The sequence below is a fragment of the Leisingera sp. ANG-Vp genome (assembly GCF_000813725.1).
Lineage (GTDB): Bacteria > Pseudomonadota > Alphaproteobacteria > Rhodobacterales > Rhodobacteraceae > Leisingera.
In genome coordinates this window covers 44,732-64,043 of record NZ_JWLD01000055.1, presented here as the reverse complement: position 1 = coordinate 64,043, position 19,312 = coordinate 44,732, and the positions used below count along the sequence as shown (strand labels likewise).

Sequence of the window (19,312 nt, the reverse complement as noted above, 5' to 3'; positions counted from 1 at the left end):
TGCGGCGCTGCCCCGAGCAGTCGCGCTCCCACAGGTGATAGATCTCACCATGCTTGTCGCCGAGGATCTGCACCTCGACGTGGCGGGCGCGGGTGATCATCTTTTCCAGATAGCCCTCGCCGTTGCCAAAGGCGGCTTCCGCTTCGCGGCGCCCCTCAAGCACCTTCTCTTCCAGCTCCGCTTCGCCCAGGATCGGGCGCATGCCGCGGCCGCCGCCGCCCCAGGAGGCTTTCAGCATCAAGGGATAGCCGATTTCCTTGGCTTCCTTGCGGATCGCGTCCATGTCGTCGCCCAGCACCTCGGTCGCCGGGATAACCGGCACGCCCGCGGCAATCGCCACTTTCCGCGCCGAGGCCTTGTCGCCAAGCGCCCGCATGGTCTCTGCCTTGGGGCCGATGAAGGTGATGCCGTTCCGCGCGCAGGCATCCACAAACTCCGGGTTCTCCGACAAGAGGCCGTAGCCCGGGTGGATCGCATCGGCGCCGCTTTCCTTGGCCACGCGGATGATCTCGTCGATCGACAGATAGGCCGCAACCGGCCCCATGCCTTCGCCGATCCGGTAGGCTTCGTCCGCCTTGAAACGGTGCAGGCCGAGCTTGTCTTCCTCGGCATAGACGGCGACGGTGCGCTTGCCCATCTCGTTGGCTGCGCGCATCACGCGGATCGCGATCTCGCCACGGTTGGCAATCAGGATTTTCTTGAAGTCGGTCATTTCACCCTCGGGGTCCGTGCAAGTTGGTGCAGTGTTAGGCGGATAATAGCGGTACGTATAGACGTAGTTCTGGGTATTTCCGGCATGATTGCGCTCTCATGCGGCCTGTTTTTCCATTCCTGATCCGCGTTTTGCCCGTTCCGGCCGCCGGACGGGCGTTCCAGTGCATTCTGCTAAAGATGCAGAATCTGCCGGAATTTTGCACATGCAGCATAATTTTGTAACCATTTTTGCTGCACTGCAGAGAGAATTTTGCGCCGAAGATGCGTCATTTTGGCGCAATTTGGCGTATATCGTACGAAATGCGCTGCCGATGTGCGCATTCAGCCCAGATTTTGCGGCTGCAGACTCCGGACTGCCTTCAGCCCGGTCAGGCCGAGCTGGCTCATATTGGCCTGCATGTCCTTGGCCAGCATATCGCAAAGATGCGCGGGGCCGGCTGCGCCCAAAGCCGCCAAAGCATAGTGAAAGGCGCGTCCCAGCATGATGAAGTCCGCCCCCAGCGCCAGCGCCCGCAGGATGTCCAGGCCGCCCTCGATGCCGCTGTCGAAAATCAGCGGGATATCAACAGAGCTGCGGATGTCTGGCAGCAGATCAATAGCGGCGGGACAGCCGTCGAACTGGCGGCCGCCATGGTTGGACACCCAGAGAGCGTCGGCGCCGGCCTCCTGAAGCCGCCGCGCATCTGCCGGGCGCAGCACGCCCTTGACGACAAAGGCGCCTTCCCAGTTTTGGCGCAGCCAGTCGACATAACCCCAGTCCGGCGAGGTACGCAGCAGATAGCCGATATGTGCGGTGGGCGGCAGGTTGGCCTGCGGGGCTGAGATATACTTGTCCAGCGTGCGCATCCGCGGCATGCCTGCGCGCGCCATGCCCAAGGCCCAGGCTGGGCGCCTGGCAATCTGTGCCAGGAGACGCGGGGTGAGCCGCGGCGGCTGGGTGAGCCCGGACCGTGTCTGCCGTTCCCGGCGCGAGGCGGCGGGAACATCTACTGTCAGCACCAGGGTTTTGAACCCGGCATCACGCGCCCGGACCAGCAGATCGGCGCGCATCGCCTCATCCTTGGGGGGGTAGAGCTGGAACCAGGCATTCTTTCCCAGATGCGGCGCCAGGTCTTCGGGCGACTGGCTGGCAACGGTGGACAGGCAAAAGGGAATGCCCGCGGCTGCGGCGCTGCGGGCCAGAATGCCCTCTGCATCTGGCCAGATCAGCCCTGACATGCCCACGGGTGCAATGCCAAAGGGCAGAGCGTGGCTGGTTCCCAGGAAATCGCAGGCCAGCTCCGGCGTCATCTCGCCATGCAGAACTGAGGGCAGCAGGCCTATCCGGTCCAGGCCCGAGCGGTTGCGCGCGCGCGCCGCTTCGGCGCCGGTGCCGCTGTCCAGGTAGTCCCAGACAAACCGCGGCAGCCGCGCTTTGGCGCGGCGTTTCAAATCGTCAAGGCCGGGGTAGCGCTGATGCAGATCCATCCGCGCATTTGGGCGGGGCAGGTTGCAAATGTCCAGCCCTTGAGCAAGGCCGGCAGCTCATGTGTTCCCCCTTACCCGGCGGCGCGCCGGTCAGGCGGCCCTTGCATCTCGGGCAGCGCGGCCGGGTTGCGCGGCGCCGGATCGGCACCGTCGGCGACACAGACCTGGTTGCGCCCTTTGGCCTTGGCGTCATACAGCGCTTCATCCGAGGCGCGCAGCAGATCCTGCGGCATCGTGCCGTGTGCCGGATAATGTGCCACGCCCAGCGAGACAGTGATCCGCGGCAGGGCCTTTTCCCCATAGCGCACAACCACGTCTTCGACCGCCTGGCGCACCAGTTCCGCCTTGGTCATCACGTCCTCCTGGCTGGCGCCGGGCACGATCAGGGTGAATTCCTCGCCGCCGGGGCGGCAGGCAACCTCGTCTCCGTCACAGGCCTGCTCCAGTACCGAGCCGACCGCGCGCAGCACCATGTCGCCGGCGTCATGGCCATGGTTGTCGTTGAATTTCTTGAAGTGATCCACATCGATGGAAATGACGCTCAGCCTGAGGCCCTTGTCCTGGCTGGCGTTGATGCACTTGCGCAGGGATTCCGTCATGTGGCGGCGGTTGAACAGCCCGGTCAGAGGATCGCGTACCGACTGGTCATGCAGCTGATCGCGCATGCGGACATTGGCAATCGCCATCGAGATCTGCTCGGCGCACATCTGGGCGAGCTTCTTGCTGGCAGTGAATTCCGGGCAGTTTTCCTTGATTGCCCGCAGATGCATCAGCCCCACGGTTTCGCCATGGGCCAGAATCGGAAAGCAGTAATAGCTGCGCCCGTCATGCGGCTCGGCATGCTCGCAGACAAACTGGATTTCTGCAGAGCCGAATTCGTAGGTGCGGCCGCGGCGCAGGCCCCAGCATTCTTCGGGGTGGATATGCTCCCTGTGGCTGCCGCCGTTCCAGCTCGAACAGCCGTCCAGCACATCGCGGGAGTTGGAATAGACATAGACGCTGCCCTCGGCAGTGGGCAGAATGTGGGTCATGAACCTGGCAACCATCTCGAACAGCTCATCCAGCGACCGGCTGGACTGCAGCCATTCGTTCAGCTCCCCCAGCAGCTGCACCTCCCGCGCCAGCCGCAGCTGTTCGTCCAGGATCTGGCGCTCATGCTCGTTGCGGGCGCGCAGCTGGTTCAGGTTGAGCCGGTTGGTCTTGAACACCACATAGACCGCAATCGTCATCGCCAGCAGCGCGATCGAGGTCATAACGGTCAGCGACAGCTGCGCCCGGCGGATGAACGTGTCCCGCAGCTCGGTGATGTCCGTGTAAAAATCGATTGCGCCGTCAAAATGACCATTGTGCATCAGCGGCACATAGACCTGCGCAACTTCCCGCGTGATGCTGCTGTCATAGCCGTTGTCATGCAGCGGAAATCCGTCCACCTCATAGGCGGGCAGCGTTTCATGCATGTAATAGACTTCACCACGCGAAACATGTGTCGTGAAAAAGGCATTGGCTTCATATTCACCGATTTCCTCGCTGCGCGACGACCAGAAAATCTCGCCGCCGCTGGTCAGCAGCCGGTAACGGAATACATCTGTCTCTTCCGGCAGCAGGGTCAGCATGTGGGCGTCATGCGGGTTGATGGTGCCGTTCTCAAATGCGTCCTCAACGCTGGCCATGTGCAGCACAACCCGGCGCTGCCAATGCTTGGCCTGCTTGCGGATGTCATCTTCCAGCATCCGGTCCACAATCGGTTCCGGAACTGCAAACACAGCCCAGGCAGATGCGGCCGCAGCTGCGACCAGAACAAAGATCAGCGACATGCTGCGAATTTTTTCAGCCAGGCTGGATCTGAAATTACTTTTCATGCGTTAGGTGCCCGCGAGATTGAATGCTGCTGAATTGGTGCAGCCTTTCGATTGTGCCTGACGGGGCTTGCGATACCGTTAACCGGCTGCGGGTCTCTGCAGAGGATGCGACCAGTTTCTGCCGTCTGCTTTCCGTAAGCTCTTGCAGATGCTGGCCGGTTGCCAAGTCGGGAACAGACTGTGAACGTCCCCTTTCCGCCGGACCTGAATCACGCTAGGATCACGGTCATGAGCAGTTTTGACGAAATGGACGCCTTTGAGGGCGCATCGCTGTCGTCCCGCGCCATGGCGGCGCGGCCGATGCCCTATCTGGATTCGCTGAACCCGGCGCAGCGCGAGGCGGTGGAATGCCTCGATGGACCCGTTCTGATGCTGGCGGGCGCCGGCACCGGCAAGACCAAGGCGCTGACCACCCGCATCGTGCATCTCCTCAGCACCGGCAGGGCGCGGCCGAATGAGATCCTGTCGGTCACCTTCACCAACAAGGCCGCGCGCGAGATGAAGGAGCGGGTTGGCGGCATGCTGGGCCAGGCGGTCGAAGGCATGCCCTGGCTCGGCACCTTCCACTCGATCTGCGTCAAGCTGCTGCGCCGCCATGCGGAGCTGGCGGGGCTGAAATCGAACTTCACCATTCTGGATACCGATGACCAGATCCGCTTGCTGAAACAGCTGATCCAGGCCGCGGGCATCGATGACAAGCGCTGGCCGGCCCGGATGCTGGCAAACATCATCGACGACTGGAAAAACCGGGCACTGACGCCCGAAAAGGTGCCCGCGGGCGACGCCGGCGCCTACAACAACCGCGGCACTGAGTTCTACGCGCAGTACCAGACCCGCCTGCGGGAATTGAACGCGGTGGATTTCGGCGACCTGCTCTTGCACATGGTGACGATCTTCCAGAACCACCCGGATGTGCTGGAACAGTACCAGCGCTGGTTCCGCTACATCATGGTGGACGAATACCAGGATACCAACGTTGCCCAGTACCTGTGGCTGCGGCTGCTGGCCGGCGCCCACAAAAACGTCTGCTGCGTTGGCGACGACGACCAGTCGATCTATGGCTGGCGCGGTGCCGAGGTTGGCAACATCCTGCGGTTTGAAAAGGATTTTCCCGGCGCCATGGTGGTGCGGCTGGAGCAGAACTACCGCTCCACCGGCCATATCCTGGCGGCTGCGTCCAATGTGATCCGCGGCAATGCCGGCCGTCTGGGCAAGGAGCTGTGGACCGATGCCGGCGACGGCGAGAAGGTCCGTCTGATCGGCCATTGGGACGGCGAGGAAGAGGCCCGCTGGATCGGGGAAGAGATCGAGGCGATGCAGCGCGGCACCCGCGGCCAGGCGCCCATAGGCCTCAACAGCATGGCCATTCTGGTGCGTGCTTCGCACCAGATGCGCGCGTTCGAGGATCGTTTCCTGACCATCGGCCTGCCGTACCGGGTGATCGGCGGCCCGCGTTTCTACGAGCGGATGGAGATCCGCGATGCCATGGCCTATTTCCGGGTTGTGGTCTCGCCCGATGACGACTTGGCGTTTGAGCGCATCGTCAACACCCCCAAGCGCGGCCTTGGCGACAAGGCGCAGCAGGCCATTCAGGGCATCGCCCGCGAAAACGGCGTCTCGCTGGTTGAAGGCGCCCGGCTGGCGGTGGAAAGCGGCCAGATCAAGGGCAAGGGCGGCGGTGCCCTGCGCCAGCTGGTCGAGGGCATTGCCCGCTGGGGCCATATGGCGGGCGACGCCGACATCACCCATATGGAGCTGGCCGAAATCATCTTGGATGAGAGCGGCTACACCGCCATGTGGCAGAACGACAAGAACCCGGATTCGCCCGGCCGCCTGGAGAACCTCAAAGAACTGGTGAAGGCGCTGGAGACGTTCGAGAACCTGCAGGGCTTCCTCGAACACGTCAGCCTGGTGATGGACAACGACAAGCAGGATGCGGACGAGAAGGTCTCGATCATGACCCTGCACGCCGCCAAGGGCCTGGAGTTCCCGGCGGTTTTCCTGCCGGGCTGGGAGGATGGGCTGTTCCCCTCGCAGCGCTCGATGGACGAAACCGGCCAGAAGGGCTTGGAAGAGGAACGCCGGCTCGCCTATGTCGGCATCACACGCGCCGAGCAGATCTGCACCATCTCCTTTGCCGGCAATCGGCGGGTGTTCGGCCAGTGGCAGTCGCAGCTGCCCTCCCGTTTCATCGACGAGCTGCCCGATGAGCATGTTGAGGTTCTGACCCCGCCCGGCCTCTACGGCGGCGGCTACGGAGCGGCCTCACCGGGCGGCGCACAGGTCCGCTCCACCATCGACGAGCGCGTGGCGCAGGCGGATGGCTACAACTCCCCTGGCTGGAAGCGGATGCAGGCGCGTGCGGGGCAATACGGGCTGTCTCAGCCCAAGGAGAGTAAAAACACGGTGATAGACCTCACCGCCACTTCCAGCTTCACCCTGGGCGAGCGGGTGTTCCACCAGAAATTCGGCTATGGCGCCATTACCGGCATCGAGGGAGACAAGCTGGAAGTCGACTTTGAAAAGGCAGGGCCCAAGAAGGTTGTGGCCCGTTTTGTCTCCGCCACAGACGACGTGCCGTTCTGACTGCAACTGTTAACGCCGGCAAGGCCGGCGGATCGGATCGCTGTGCGATCCGATCCGGGCGCGGGCGCCGCGGGCAGCAAAGCTGCCCGCGGCGCCCGCGCCACCCCCTTCCTCTGAGGTTTGCTTGACTTGATGAGGGTGTGATTGGCGGTGTTCTAGCGCAGCGCGATCATTGCAATGCCCGCGGCAATCAGCGCCGCCCAGCCCAGGCGGCTGAGACCGCGCGGTTCCTTCAACACCACGGCAGCCAGGATCACAGACACCGGGATCGACACCTGGCGCACAGCGCTGACTGCTGCCGCTTCCGCGCCCAGCTGGAACACCCGCAGGATCAAGAGGTAGGACAGATAAGACGAGAACCCCGCAAACAGAATGCGCCAGGGGTTCTGGGCCCAGCCGCGGACCACACCCAGCAATGGCGCCGATTGTCCCCGGTCCTCCCAGGCGCGCAAGGACCCCATTGCCAGCGTCACCAGAATGTAGGTCCAGAACAGAAACGGCGCGCTGGCCGCGGTCTGCATCGCCGCCGCATCGGAAATCGAATAGGCGGCGGAGCCCAGCATAGCCATTGCCGCCATGGCAAAGGCGCGCGGATCATCCAACAGCCGGCCGTTCCTCTTCTGGATCATCAGCCCGGCCCAGATAATCAGCCCCATCCCCAGCAGGGCCAAGCCGGAATAGCTCTGATCCAGCGCCAGCCAGCTGAACCCCGCAATCGCAAGAGGTGAAGAGCGCACGATCGGATAGTAGGCCGATAGATTCCCGCGCCGCAGCGCCGACAGCGTGCCGTAGTAGTAAACGGTCAGCCCCAGAGCCGAAGCCAGAACCAGCGGCCAGATCCCGGCCGGCAGGGCAGGGCTTTGCCCGGCCAGCTTCATATGCACAGCCGCAAACACCACCCAGCTGAGGCACACCCCGGTGTAGCAGGACACCGGATGCGCCACCCCCTTCAGCGTCAGGTCGCGCAGCGGGTGCGAGACCGCTGACAGCAGAACCAGCAGGATCCAAAGCAGCTCCACTCAGCCGCCTGCCGCTTGGCCCGGGCGGTCCAGATAGGCGTCGAAATGCACCGTGACCTGGTCCTCGTTCACCTGCACCACGCTGTAGGCCAGGGGCTCGACGCTGTAATCCGTGCCAACCCGTTCCGGCACCAGCGGGATCTGGTGGTTGGTGCTGGGCAGCGACGTGAACGGATAGCCGCGCCAGTTCACATAGGTGATCCGGTGAATGTGGCCGTAGAAGATGTGGCGGATGTTCCGGCCTTTCTGCAGGGCCGCATGAAATGCATCAGGGCCGCGCAGCTTGATATCGTCCACATAGGGCAGGCCGATGTCGAAAGGCGGATGGTGCATAAACAGGAACACTGGCGCATCGCCTGCCTGTTCCAGCTCCTCTTCCAGCCAGGCCAGGCGCGTGGCACAGAGCTCGCCGTCATGCACGCCGGGGCCGCCTGTCAGCGTGTCCAGGAACACAAACTTGGCGCCGTCTGCCGTGCGGCTGTACTGAACAAACCCGTTTGCGTCGCGCGGATGGTCCGGGAACACCTGCAGGAACGTCTCCCGCACGTCGTGATTGCCCAGCATCAGGAACACCGGCAGCGGAAACGCCTGCAGCTGCTCCTGCAGCCAGCCATAGGCCTCCGGATCGCCTTCATCGGCCAGATCGCCGGAGATCACGCAGAACGCGGCATCGCTGTGCCATTCGGCAATGTCCGCCAGCACCCGCGACAGGTTTGCTGCCGGATCGCCGCCGTTGAGCGTCGCGCCGGAGCGCGTCAGGTGGATATCGGTGAGATGGATGAACTTCATGGCACTATCCTGCAAAGCCTGCTGTCCGTCCGCACGATAAAACCAGCAAGCGCCAGCGGCTGATAACAGGAAACCGCCATCAAAGTTGCAAGAGCGCGACAATTTTTGTCCGCGCAAACAAAAACGGCGGCGCCCAGGGAGGAGGAGGGGCGCCGCCGTTCTGTCAAACACCGGAATTCAGGGAGGAGGAGATCCCGGTGATCCAAGCCCGGCTTTTGGCCGGTATAGGGTGCGGCAGCATCAGGGAGGAGGAGGATGCTGCCGCGTAAGACAGGCTCTTCAAGGGAGGAGGAGAAAGAGCCTGATCTCTATCAGTTGTTTTCGTAAGCCGCCTGATAGGCGACGCGCTTGATTTCCGAGCGGTTCAGGCCCAGGTCCGCCAGCTCGCGGCGCGACAGCGCCGACAGCTCGTTGACGGTCTGGCGGTACAGGCGGTAGCGGACAAACTTGACCAGCAGCGCATCCAGGAAGCCAACCGGGGATGCCACGTTCACCGCGGAGATTTGCTGTACTGCTGCCATGGGTCCGTTCCTTCGTCTAACCGTCTCGTCCTGCGCTGCATCAGCGCTTGCTTGAGGCGTAATCTAGGCATCCCGCCGCCGGGTGCAATCCCGTGCTTCGTCATTGCTGCTATGCAGCATTTGCATGGGTGGTGATCTTGTATGTAACTGGAAAATGACAATATTTTCCGCACCCCTTTACACATATGCATAATTTTCCGGCACCAGCCGCGCGCAGCGCATGGCTGCGCGGACGGTTGCTTGCGGCTGCGCATCCCCTTGTTCCTCCCCGGCGCCTGCGGCAATCCGGCAAGGCGGGTTCCAAGGCGGGAAACCCCTGCATATATATGTGCCGGACAACACGCAGGAGAGCAGTCATGGCGGCCACCAAGGAACAGATACACGCGGCACTGGAGCGGCTGGCCCTGCCGGATGGCGGCACCCTGGTGTCGCGCGACATGCTGCGGGCGCTGCGCATCGAAGGCGGCAAAGTAAGCTTTGTGATCGAAGCGCCCAGCCCCGAGATCGCCAAGCTGATGGAGCCCCTGCGCAAGGCCGCCGAAGCGGCAGTCCTGTCGCTGGACGGCGTTGAAACCGTCTCCGCCGCGCTCACTGCCCATGCCCCGCAGCAGCCTGCGCCCAGCCTCAAGGTCGGCGGGCACCCGAAACCTCAGGCCGAACCGCTGAAACCGTCCGGCGTCAAGCGCATCCTGGCCATCGGCTCGGGCAAGGGCGGGGTGGGGAAGTCCACCATTTCTTCCAACCTGGCGGTGGCGCTGGCGAAACAGGGCCGCAAGGTCGGCTTGCTGGACGCTGATATCTACGGCCCCTCCCAGCCCCGCATGATGGGCGCCAAGGGCCGCCCGGCCAGCCCGGATGGCAAAATCATCGAGCCGCTGCACGCTCATGGTGTCACCCTGATGTCGATCGGCTTCATGGTCGATGACGCCAAGGCTGTGGTCTGGCGCGGCCCGATGCTGATGGGCGCGCTGCAGCAAATGCTGGGGCAGGTGAACTGGGGCGAGCTGGATGTGCTGCTTGTCGATCTGCCGCCCGGCACCGGCGATGTGCAGCTGACGCTGTGCACCAAGGCCGAGCTTTCCGGCGCCATCGTGGTCTCTACCCCGCAGGATGTGGCGCTCTTGGATGCGCGCAAGGCGCTGGATATGTTCAACACCCTGAAAACCCCGGTGCTGGGGCTGATCGAAAACATGTCCTTCTTCACCTGTCCAGATTGCGGCGGCGAGCATCACATCTTCGGCCATGGCGGCGTTGCGGCTGAGGCTGAAACGCTGGGCCTGCCGCTCCTGGGCGCCTTGCCGATTGATCTGGAGACCCGGCTGGCCGGCGACAGCGGCACACCCGTTGCAGCGGGCGAGGGCGCCATGGCGCAGGCTTATGCCCGCATCGCCGAGGGATTGGTTAAGGGCGGCATGGCCTGACGTCTCCCGGCACCCCCTATATAATATGTGTGAAGGCCCGCCGCTTTGGCGGGCTTTTTCTGTTCCGGGGCTCTGCGGATGGGCGCCGATGGGAAGGGCGGCTTGTTTTGGGACCGGATGGGACCCGCGGCCTGGCGCGGGACCTTATGGGATATCCGGGATTGCATGGGAGGCCTGGGAATTCACGGGACGGCTGGGAATTCATGGGTGCCATGGGAAATTATGGCCCAATTCCCGCACCCCACCTCTTGAAGTTGCGAATCGCCGGGTGTTGAAACGGTTTTAGCGGGTATTTCCAAAGGGGGGCTTTAGTTCACCATGTGAACGTAAGGGGAACTTGGGCCGGTTTGGTGAGTCTTTCGGCGGAATCGCGGGAAACTATGGGAAAAAAATTGCAGGTGCAACTCGCCTCTATATCTAGTGTTTGGGCTGAAGGTGATCACAACAAGTCCGGATTTTTGCCCTGATTTTGCCCCGAATCCCTCTCGAATCCTTGGAATCTCTGTCAAGGATTCGGCGGGTTCCCGCAGAAAACAGTTGCAGGACCATCAATTCCCATAGTATCCCTACTACATCGAATGAGACGAGGGACGGGGCGCCAAACGACCCCAAAGCCAAACTAAAAGAGCAGGTTTCATACAGGCCTTCGCTTTCATCGAACAAAGAGATCCGGCGCGCGGGCGAGCAGACATCCCCCCAGGTGGCGCGCGCAGTCGGACATCCCGCAAAGCGGGCCAAGGCGGCGGGTTGATCAGTGGCAGCAGATCAACCCGCCCCTTTTCATTCTGGGGGACGGATTAACGCGAGGGACACGCGAAAAGGACGGTAACTTGGGCCGCAGGTTCAGAGGCGAAAGCCACCATAAGGTGGACACAAAGGGGCGGGTCTCGATTCCGGCCTCCTTTCGCCGTGTGCTCGAGGCTGCCGATCCCAACTGGCAGCCGGGCCAGAACCCGGAACTGGTGATCGTCTACGGCGACAAGCGCCGCAACTTCCTGGAATGCTATACTATCGAGGCGATCGAGGAGGTCGACGCCAAGATCGACCAGCTCCCGCGCGGCTCGATGCAGCGCAAGATGCTGCAGCGGATGTTCCACGGCCAGTCCTTCCCGACCAATGTCGACGAGACCGGCCGCCTGGTTCTTCCCGCCAAGCTGCGCCAGAAAATCGAGCTGGACGCCGAGGCCTTCTTCATCGCCGCGGGCGACACCTTCCAGATCTGGAAGCCCGAGACCTACGAGGAAGAAGAGCTGGCCAAGGCCGAAGAATGGATGGAAGACCTGCCCGAGGACTTCGATCCGATGGAATTCCTAGACGGCGCTGGGGGCGCTTAAACAATGACCCAGGACCAAACAGCTGCCAATGGTCCCCACATCCCGGTTCTTCTCCGCCCGCTGCTTGCAGCCGTGGCCCCCGTTTCGGGCCGCTGGCTGGATGGCACCTTCGGGGCAGGGGGCTACACCCGCGGCCTGCTGGAAGCGGGTGCCGAGCAGGTCACCGGCGTCGACCGCGACCCGCTGGCCTTTGAACTCGCCAAGCCCTGGGCAGGGGACTACGGCGACCGCCTGATCCTGCAGCCCGGTGTCTTCTCCCGCATGGATGAATATGCGCAAGGCTTGGACGGCGTGGTGCTGGACCTTGGTGTCTCCTCCATGCAGCTGGACCTGGCCGAACGCGGCTTCTCCTTCATGAAGGACGGCCCGCTGGACATGCGCATGTCCCAGTCCGGGCCTTCCGCCGCCGATCTGATCGCCGAGCTGACCGAGGCGCAGATCGCCGACATCCTGTTCCACTACGGCGAGGAACGCGCAAGCCGCCGCATTGCCAAAGCCATTGTGAAAGAACGGGCAATCGAGCCGATCACCACCACCCTGCGCCTTGCGGGCATCATCGAGAGCTGCCTGCCGCGCCCCAAGCCCGGCCAGTCGCACCCCGCGACCCGCAGCTTCCAGGGACTGCGCATCGCGGTGAACGCCGAATACGACGAGCTGTTCGAGGGGCTGCTGGCTGCCGAGCGTGCGCTGAAGCCCGGCGGGCTCTTGGCGGTTGTCACCTTCCACTCGGTCGAGGACCGCATGGTCAAACGCTTCTTCCAGCACCGCGCAGGCAAAACCGGCCGCGCCAACCGCTATGCGCCGGAACAGGAAGAGACCCCCTCGCAGTTCGAGCTGGTTACCCGCAAGGCCGTTGGCCCGGACGACCAGGAGCTGGCCGAAAACCCGCGCGCCCGTTCCGCGCGCCTGAGGGTCGGGCGCCGCACCGATGCCGCGCCGGGGCCGATCTCGGCCAAGGAGCTTGGAATGCCGCAGCTGAAAGAGGCGCGCAAATGAAGACGCTGCTTTACATCGCAACCTGTCTTGCCGTCTTTGGCCTGGCCTTCTGGGCCTACCGCGAAAACTACGCCACCCAGCAGGTGCTGAAGGAAACCCGTCAGCTGCAGCGTGAAATCGGCGCTGCGCAGGTGCGCCTCGGCGTGCTGCGCGCCGAATGGGCTTACCTGAACCGCCCGCAGCGCCTGCGCGAGCTGGCAGAGATCAACTTCGAAAGCCTCGGCCTGTTGCCGCTGCGCCCGGATCAGTTCGGCCGCGTCGATGAGGTCTCCTATCCGGCGCCGCCGGAGCTGGAGATCACCAATGGCGTTGAAGTCTCGGGCCTCAATGCGGAGGACTACCCATGATCCGCACCCCGCTGCGCCCGCTGGCCCGGATCCTGCACGCCCGCGCAACCGGCGGGAACCCGGATCAGATCGAGCAGGACAACATTTCCCTGCGCCATCAGGAGATGCAGGTGCAGGCCCGCCAGCGCTCCGAAGGGCGCCTTCTGGTGCTGGGCCTGTTCTTCCTCTTTGCCTTTGGCACCATCGCCACCCGCATGGGCATGACCGCGGTTTCCGAGCCCGCTGAGCCCGTTGCCAGCGTGCCCGGCAGCGCCATCGCCGCGCAGCGGGCCGACATCGTCGACCGCAACGGCCGCCTGCTGGCCACCAACTTCGAGACCCATTCCCTTTATGCCCAGCCGCCGCAGATGATCGATCCGGTCGGCGCCGCGCAAAAGCTGGTGGAAATCTTCCCGGACCTGGATCTAGAGCAGCTCACCAAGGACTTCACCGGAAAGCGCAAGTTCCTGTGGGTGAAGAAGAAAATCAGCCCCGAGCAGCTCCAGGCTGTGCATGACATCGGCGATCCCGGCCTGCTGTTCGGACCACGCGAAATGCGGCTATATCCAAACGGCAGCCTCGCGGCCCATGTGCTGGGCGGCGCCGGTTTCGGCAAGGAGGGCGTGAACGCCGCCGAAGTCATCGGCGTGGCCGGTGTCGAGCGCCAGTTTGACGATTATCTGCGCGATCCCGGCAATGCCGGCAAACCGCTGCAGCTGTCGCTCGACCTCACCGTGCAGGCCGCGGCCGAGCAGGTGCTTTATGGCGGCATGAAGCTGATGAACGCCAAGGGCGCCACCTCGATCCTGATGGATGCCCATACGGGCGAGGTGATCTCGGTGGTCTCCTTCCCGGATTTCGACCCCAACGACCGTCCGCGCCCGCCGACCTCCGGCTTTGACCCCTCGGCCAGCCCGCTGTTCAACCGCGCAGTGCAGGGGGTCTATGAACTCGGCTCCACCTTCAAGATCTTCACCGCCGCCCAGGCGATGGATCTGGGCCTGGTCAACGCTGACACCGTGATCGACACCCGCGGGCCGCTGCGCTGGGGCCGCTTTGCGATCCGCGATTTCCGCCACTACGGCAACGAAATGTCGGTCACTAAAATTATCGTCAAATCCTCCAACATCGGCACCGCGCGGCTGGCGCAGCAGATCGGGGTGGAGCGGCAGAAGTCGTTCCTCGACACCCTCGGCATGCTGGAGCCGACCCCATTTGAAATCTCCGAAGCCGCAGGCGGGAAACCGCTCTTGCCCGCCAACTGGTCCGAGCTGTCGGCGATGACCATCTCTTACGGCCACGGCATCTCGACCACGCCGATGCACCTGGCCGCGGGCTATGCCGCGGTGGCCAATGGCGGCCGCTACGTGGCGCCGACGATTCTGAAACAGAGCGTGCCGCAGCTGGGCGAACGGGTGATGAGCGAAGCCTCCGCCGAGGCTGCGCGCAGGATGTTGCGCAAAGTGGTCTCCGAAGGCACCGCGTCATTCGCCGAGGTTGAGGGGTATCAGGTGGGCGGCAAGACCGGCACCGCCGACAAGCCCAAGCCCCGCGGCGGCTATTACGATGACAAGGTCATTGCCACTTTTGCCTCTATTTTCCCTGCACATGACCCGAAATACGTGCTGATCGTGACGCTGGACGAACCCTCCATCATTGCCCACGGAGAGGAGCGCCGCACCGCTGGCTGGACCGCCACCCCGGTGGCGGCAGAGATGATCGGGCGCGTGGCACCCTTGCTGGGTCTGCGTCCGCAAGTTGAACCTGCAGAGGTGACTGGTATAACCCTCACTTCGAACTGAACCAGGGAACTGAACCAGGCAGAGGGCCGCCATGAGCAGCAGACCAGACCAGCCCCAGAACCAATTGAGACTGAGCCAATTGGGGCTTACTGCCCGCGGCGGCGCCGATCCAGAGATCAGCGGCATTGCGGTGGACAGCCGCGAGGTGCGCGAAGGGTATCTGTTCGCAGCGCTTCCCGGCAGCCAGGTGCATGGCGCCAAGTTCATCCCCGGCGCGCTGGAGAAGGGCGCCACGGCAGTGCTGACCGATGCAGCCGGTGCCGAGATTGCCGCCAAGGTTCTGGAGGAAAGCCACGCCGCGCTGGTGGTGGTCGAGGATCCGCGCCAGGCGCTGGCCTATGCCGCCGCGCTCTGGTTCGGCGGCCAGCCGCAGACCGTGGTGGCGGTGACCGGCACCAATGGCAAGACCTCGGTCGCCACTTTCGTGCGCCAGATTTGGATGGAGCTAGGCCATCAGGCAGTGAACATGGGCACCACCGGCATCGAAGGCGCTTGGGCCTATCCGCTGGCCCATACCACGCCGGAACCCATCACCCTGCACCGCGCCCTGTCCGAGGCCGCCGCTGCGGGCGTGACACATGCCGCGATGGAGGCCTCCTCGCACGGGCTTGACCAGCGCCGTCTGGACGGGGTGCAGCTGGCCGCGGCGGGTTTCACCAACTTCACCCAGGACCACCTGGATTACCACGAGACGTTTGAGGCCTATTTTGCTGCCAAGGCAGGCCTGTTCCGCCGGGTGCTGCCGGAGGAAGGCGTTGCGGTTATCAACATGAACGATCCCCGCGGGGCAGAGATGCGTGCGGTGGCCGCCGCCCGCGGCCAGGAGGTGATCAGCGTCGGCCGGGGGCTTGGCGATCTGAGCCTTCTGGGGCTGCGCTATGATGGCACCGGTCAGGATCTGCGGTTCTCCTGGCATGACAAGCCGTATCAGGTGCGGCTGAACCTTATTGGCGGCTTCCAGGCCGAAAACGTGCTCTTGGCCTGCGGGCTGGTGATTGCCGGCGGCGAGGATCCGGAACGGGTCTTTGAAACCCTGCCGCATCTCACCACCGTGCGCGGCCGGATGCAGCTGGCAGCAGAGCGGGACAATGGCTCGGCAGTGTTTGTGGACTACGCCCATACGCCAGACGCGGTCGCCAGCGCCATCAAGGCGCTGCGTCCGCATGTGCTGGGCCGTCTGATTGCCATTGTCGGCGCCGGCGGCGACCGCGACACCACCAAGCGGCCCCTGATGGGGCAGGCGGCGCATGAAAATGCCGACGTGGTGATTGTCACCGATGACAACCCTCGCAGCGAGGACCCGGCCATCATCCGCGCCGCGGTCAAGGGCGGCGCCCCGGATTGCATCGAGATCGGCGACCGGGCCGAGGCGATCCTGCGCGGGGCTGACATGCTGCAGGCGGGCGATGCGCTGATCGTCTGCGGCAAGGGCCATGAAACCGGCCAGACCGTGGGCGACACCGTGCTGCCCTTTGATGATGTGGAGCAGGCCAGCATTGCCGTGGCCGCATTGGACGGGAGGCTGGCATGACCCTTTGGACTTCAAGCGAGGCTGCCGCTGCGACTGGCGGGCAGGCACAAGGGGAGTGGGCCGTTAGCGGCATGTCCATCGACACCCGCACCCTTGAGCCCGGCGACATGTTTGTGGCGCTGAAGGCTGCCCGCGACGGCCATGACTTCGTCGCACAGGCGTTGGAGAAGGGGGCAGGTGCCGCTTTGGTCTCCCGGGTCCCTGAGGGCGTTCCTGCCGATGCGCCGCTGCTGATTGTGGATGAGGTGCAGGCCGGGCTGGAGGCTCTGGGCCGGGCGTCGCGCGCCCGAACCGATGCCAAGGTTGTTGCAGTGACCGGCTCGGTCGGCAAGACCTCGACCAAGGAAATGCTGGCGCGGATGCTGTCGGATCAAGGCCGCACCCATGCGGCGGTGGCCAGCTACAACAACCACTGGGGCGTGCCGCTGACACTGGCGCGGATGCCGCGCGGCACCGAGTTTGCGGTAATCGAGATCGGCATGAACCACCCCGGTGAGATCGCGCCGCTGGCTAAGCAGGCGCGTCCGCATGTGGCGATGGTGACGACGGTGGCCGCGGTGCATCTGGAGGCCTTTGAGAACGTCGAAGGCATCGCGGCTGAGAAGGCTGCGATCATGGAAGGGCTGGAACCCGGCGGCACCGCGGTGCTGAATGCCGATATCGCCGAGTCGCATGTGCTGCGCAAGGTGGCCGCGGATCTGGGCGCAGATGCCCGCTGGTTTGGCGAAAGCGCGGATAACTATAAGCTGCACTCAGCCGGGATCGAAGGCGAGGAAACTGTCGCCCATGCCACGGCTGCAGGCCGGGAGGTTGAGTTGCATATTCAATCGCTTGGCGCGCATTTTGCGATGAATGCCCTTGGGGCGCTGGCCTGTGTCGAGGCGCTTGGTGCCGACGTCGCGAAAGCGGTGAAGAGCCTGGCGCTTTGGTCCCCTGTGAAGGGCCGCGGCGTGCGCGAAGCTATCCGGCTGGGAAGCGGAGACATCACGCTGCTGGACGACAGTTACAACGCCAACCCGACCTCGATGGCGGCGGCTTTGGCGGTGTTGGCGGCGACGCCGGGCGCGGGGCGCCGGATTGCCTATATCGGCGACATGAAGGAGCTAGGCCCGCAGGAGGTCCAGCTGCACGCCGGGCTGGCGCAGCTGGAGGCGGTGCAGGGCATCGACAAAATCCATTGCATCGGCCCGCTGATGCAGGCGCTGCATGATGCTCTGCCGGAGGCAAAACGCGGCGGCTGGTATGATACCAGTGCGGATGCGGTGCCGGGGCTGGCTGATGAAATCCGGGGCGGCGACATCGTGCTGGCCAAGGGGTCGCTCAGCATGGCGCTTGCCAAGATTGTTGACGGCATCCGCGAAATGGGCCACTCCGGCCCCAACTCTTAAAAAACCCAAAAGGATCGGGGGAAGGGCACAATGCTCTATTGGCTGACCGCTTTGTCGGACGGAGGGGATGTTTTCAACCTCTTCCGCTATATCACCTTCCGCGCAGGCGGCGCCTTCATGACCGCGCTGATCTTCGGCTTTCTGTTCGGCAAGCCGCTGATCAACGTGCTGCGCCGCCGCCAGGGCAAGGGCCAGCCGATCCGCGACGACGGGCCGGAGGGGCATTTCTCCAAGGCGGGCACGCCGACCATGGGCGGGCTGCTGATTGTTGGTGCCCTGCTGACCGCGACGCTGCTGTGGGCGCGCTGGGATAACCCCTTTGTCTGGCTGGTGCTGTTTGTGACCATGGCCTACGGCCTCATCGGCTTTGCCGATGACTATGCCAAGGTCTCCAAGCAGAACACCAAGGGCGTGCCGGGCAAGGTGCGGCTGCTGCTGGGGGTGCTGATTGCGATTACTGCGTCGCTTTGGGCTGCGGCCTATCATCCGGAGCCGCTGCAGAACCAGCTGGCGCTGCCGGTGTTCAAGGACACGCTGATCAATCTGGGCCTGTTCTACGTGCCGTTTTCGATCTGCGTCATCGTCGGAGCCGCCAATGCGGTGAACCTGACCGACGGCTTGGACGGTCTGGCGATCATGCCCTCGATGATTGCGGCCGGCACCCTGGGCGTCATTGCCTATGCGGTGGGGCGGGTCGACTTCACCGAATACCTGGATGTGCATTACGTGCCCGGCACAGGCGAGATCCTGATCTTCACCGCGGCGCTGTTCGGCGCAGGCCTCGGGTTTCTGTGGTACAACGCGCCGCCGGCGGCCGTATTCATGGGCGACACCGGCTCGCTGGCTTTGGGCGGCGCGCTGGGGGCCATTGCGGTGGCCACCAAGCACGAGCTGGTGCTGGCGATTGTCGGCGGGCTGTTCGTGGTGGAGGCGCTGTCGGTGATCATTCAGGTCCTATACTTCAAGCGCACCGGCAAGCGGGTCTTCCTGATGGCGCCGATCCATCATCATTACGAGAAGAAGGGCTGGGCGGAGCCCACCATCGTGATCCGCTTCTGGATCATCTCGCTGATCCTGGCGATGATTGGCCTGGCGACCCTGAAAGTGCGCTGAGCCACGCTTTTTGGCCGCCCTGCAGCTTTGCGGGGCGGGTCATCAGCTCTCCGATTTCTCAAGCCGCGCCGGGGAAACCTGAGCGCGGCTGTTTCGTATGAGGAAGGCGGCGCCGCCGAGGGGCGGAGCACCGGATGGCCCGTGCCAGGGCCATGCCCGTCTATCGGCCTTGTGCGGACCCGCCCTGCACCCGATGAAGAGGTGGTCTTTGGGGGCCGGTCTCCTGGTCGTCGTGTTGCAACGGGCAGAGGTTAGCGCAGAGTCGTGAAGCCCGGGTGAGGGCAGCGTGCGCAAGTCTGGCAACGGATGCGCTCCCGCCAATTTCGGCAGGCTGCGCCTGCCTGCCAATTGTTGGGCGCGGCACGGGCCATGCGGCCCGTGCGGGCGGGCGCTTGAAGGCGGGGCGGCTCCTGTGCAAAGTGCCGCCGGAACTGGTTTTTGAAGAT

15 protein-coding genes are annotated in these 19,312 nt (G+C 63.9%); 9 read left to right on the top strand and 6 right to left on the bottom strand.

Going from position 1 to position 19,312, the window contains the following annotated elements; translation table 11 throughout:
* The 3 genes from RA20_RS17865 to RA20_RS17855 all read right to left on the bottom strand — a co-directional run.
* Nucleotides 1–712 (bottom strand): biotin carboxylase N-terminal domain-containing protein (locus RA20_RS17865; protein WP_039131841.1); only part of this gene is annotated, 712 nt, incomplete at its 3' end.
* Nucleotides 713–1,035: 323 nt separating this feature from the next.
* Nucleotides 1,036–2,181, bottom strand: coding sequence for an alpha-hydroxy acid oxidase (locus tag RA20_RS17860; RefSeq protein WP_039131839.1), 1,146 nt, complete (start codon nt 2,179–2,181; stop codon nt 1,036–1,038).
* A gap of 71 nt (nt 2,182–2,252) precedes the next feature.
* Nucleotides 2,253–4,040 (bottom strand): sensor domain-containing diguanylate cyclase, encoded by a 1,788-nt coding sequence (locus tag RA20_RS17855; RefSeq protein WP_039131836.1) that lies wholly within the window; start codon nt 4,038–4,040, stop codon nt 2,253–2,255.
* A gap of 228 nt (nt 4,041–4,268) precedes the next feature.
* On the opposite strand from RA20_RS17855, the gene RA20_RS17850 reads away from it, so the two are divergent.
* The gene (locus RA20_RS17850; RefSeq protein ID WP_039131834.1) at nt 4,269–6,626 is read left to right on the top strand and encodes an ATP-dependent helicase; all 2,358 of its coding nucleotides are present in this window, start codon (nt 4,269–4,271) and stop codon (nt 6,624–6,626) included.
* 155 nt (nt 6,627–6,781) lie between these two features.
* On the opposite strand, the gene RA20_RS17845 is transcribed toward RA20_RS17850, so the two are convergent.
* The 3 genes from RA20_RS17845 to RA20_RS17835 form a co-directional block, all read right to left on the bottom strand.
* Nucleotides 6,782–7,645 carry a hypothetical protein gene (locus RA20_RS17845; protein WP_039131833.1) on the bottom strand — a complete coding sequence of 288 codons (864 nt, stop codon included), beginning with the start codon at nt 7,643–7,645 and terminating at the stop codon, nt 6,782–6,784.
* Nucleotides 7,646–8,434: a phosphodiesterase gene (locus RA20_RS17840; RefSeq protein ID WP_039131830.1), complete on the bottom strand. Its 789-nt coding sequence runs from the start codon at nt 8,432–8,434 to the stop codon at nt 7,646–7,648.
* 311 nt (nt 8,435–8,745) lie between these two features.
* A complete protein-coding gene (locus RA20_RS17835) occupies nt 8,746–8,955 on the bottom strand; it encodes a DUF1127 domain-containing protein (protein WP_039131828.1) in 210 nt (69 codons plus the stop codon).
* 356 nt (nt 8,956–9,311) lie between these two features.
* Here RA20_RS17835 and RA20_RS17830 point away from each other — a divergent pair, with 356 nt between their 5' ends.
* The 8 genes from RA20_RS17830 (at nt 9,312) to mraY (ending at nt 18,866) form a co-directional block, all read left to right on the top strand.
* On the top strand, nt 9,312–10,376 hold the full coding sequence (locus RA20_RS17830; RefSeq protein WP_039131826.1) for an Mrp/NBP35 family ATP-binding protein: 1,065 nt from the start codon (nt 9,312–9,314) through the stop codon (nt 10,374–10,376).
* Nucleotides 10,377–11,206: 830 nt separating this feature from the next.
* A complete protein-coding gene (mraZ, locus tag RA20_RS17825; protein WP_082018049.1) occupies nt 11,207–11,710 on the top strand; it encodes a division/cell wall cluster transcriptional repressor MraZ in 504 nt (167 codons plus the stop codon).
* 3 nt (nt 11,711–11,713) lie between these two features.
* Entirely contained in the window at nt 11,714–12,706 is a 993-nt protein-coding gene (gene rsmH, locus RA20_RS17820; protein WP_039131820.1) for a 16S rRNA (cytosine(1402)-N(4))-methyltransferase RsmH, read from the top strand.
* Nucleotides 12,703–13,053: a cell division protein FtsL gene (ftsL, locus tag RA20_RS17815; RefSeq protein ID WP_039131818.1), complete on the top strand. Its 351-nt coding sequence runs from the start codon at nt 12,703–12,705 to the stop codon at nt 13,051–13,053. Before rsmH ends, ftsL begins: the two co-directional genes overlap by 4 nt.
* Nucleotides 13,050–14,834: a peptidoglycan D,D-transpeptidase FtsI family protein gene (locus RA20_RS17810; protein ID WP_039131815.1), complete on the top strand. Its 1,785-nt coding sequence runs from the start codon at nt 13,050–13,052 to the stop codon at nt 14,832–14,834. The genes ftsL and RA20_RS17810 overlap by 4 nt, the downstream gene beginning before the upstream one ends.
* A gap of 31 nt (nt 14,835–14,865) precedes the next feature.
* Complete coding sequence (locus tag RA20_RS17805) at nt 14,866–16,365, top strand: UDP-N-acetylmuramoyl-L-alanyl-D-glutamate--2,6-diaminopimelate ligase (protein ID WP_039131812.1); 1,500 nt, start codon at nt 14,866–14,868, stop codon at nt 16,363–16,365.
* Nucleotides 16,362–17,753 carry a UDP-N-acetylmuramoyl-tripeptide--D-alanyl-D-alanine ligase gene (locus tag RA20_RS17800; protein ID WP_039131810.1) on the top strand — a complete coding sequence of 464 codons (1,392 nt, stop codon included), beginning with the start codon at nt 16,362–16,364 and terminating at the stop codon, nt 17,751–17,753. Before RA20_RS17805 ends, RA20_RS17800 begins: the two co-directional genes overlap by 4 nt.
* 30 nt (nt 17,754–17,783) lie before the next feature.
* Nucleotides 17,784–18,866: a phospho-N-acetylmuramoyl-pentapeptide-transferase gene (mraY, locus tag RA20_RS17795; RefSeq protein ID WP_039131807.1), complete on the top strand. Its 1,083-nt coding sequence runs from the start codon at nt 17,784–17,786 to the stop codon at nt 18,864–18,866.
* Nucleotides 18,867–19,312: the final 446 nt, after the last annotated feature.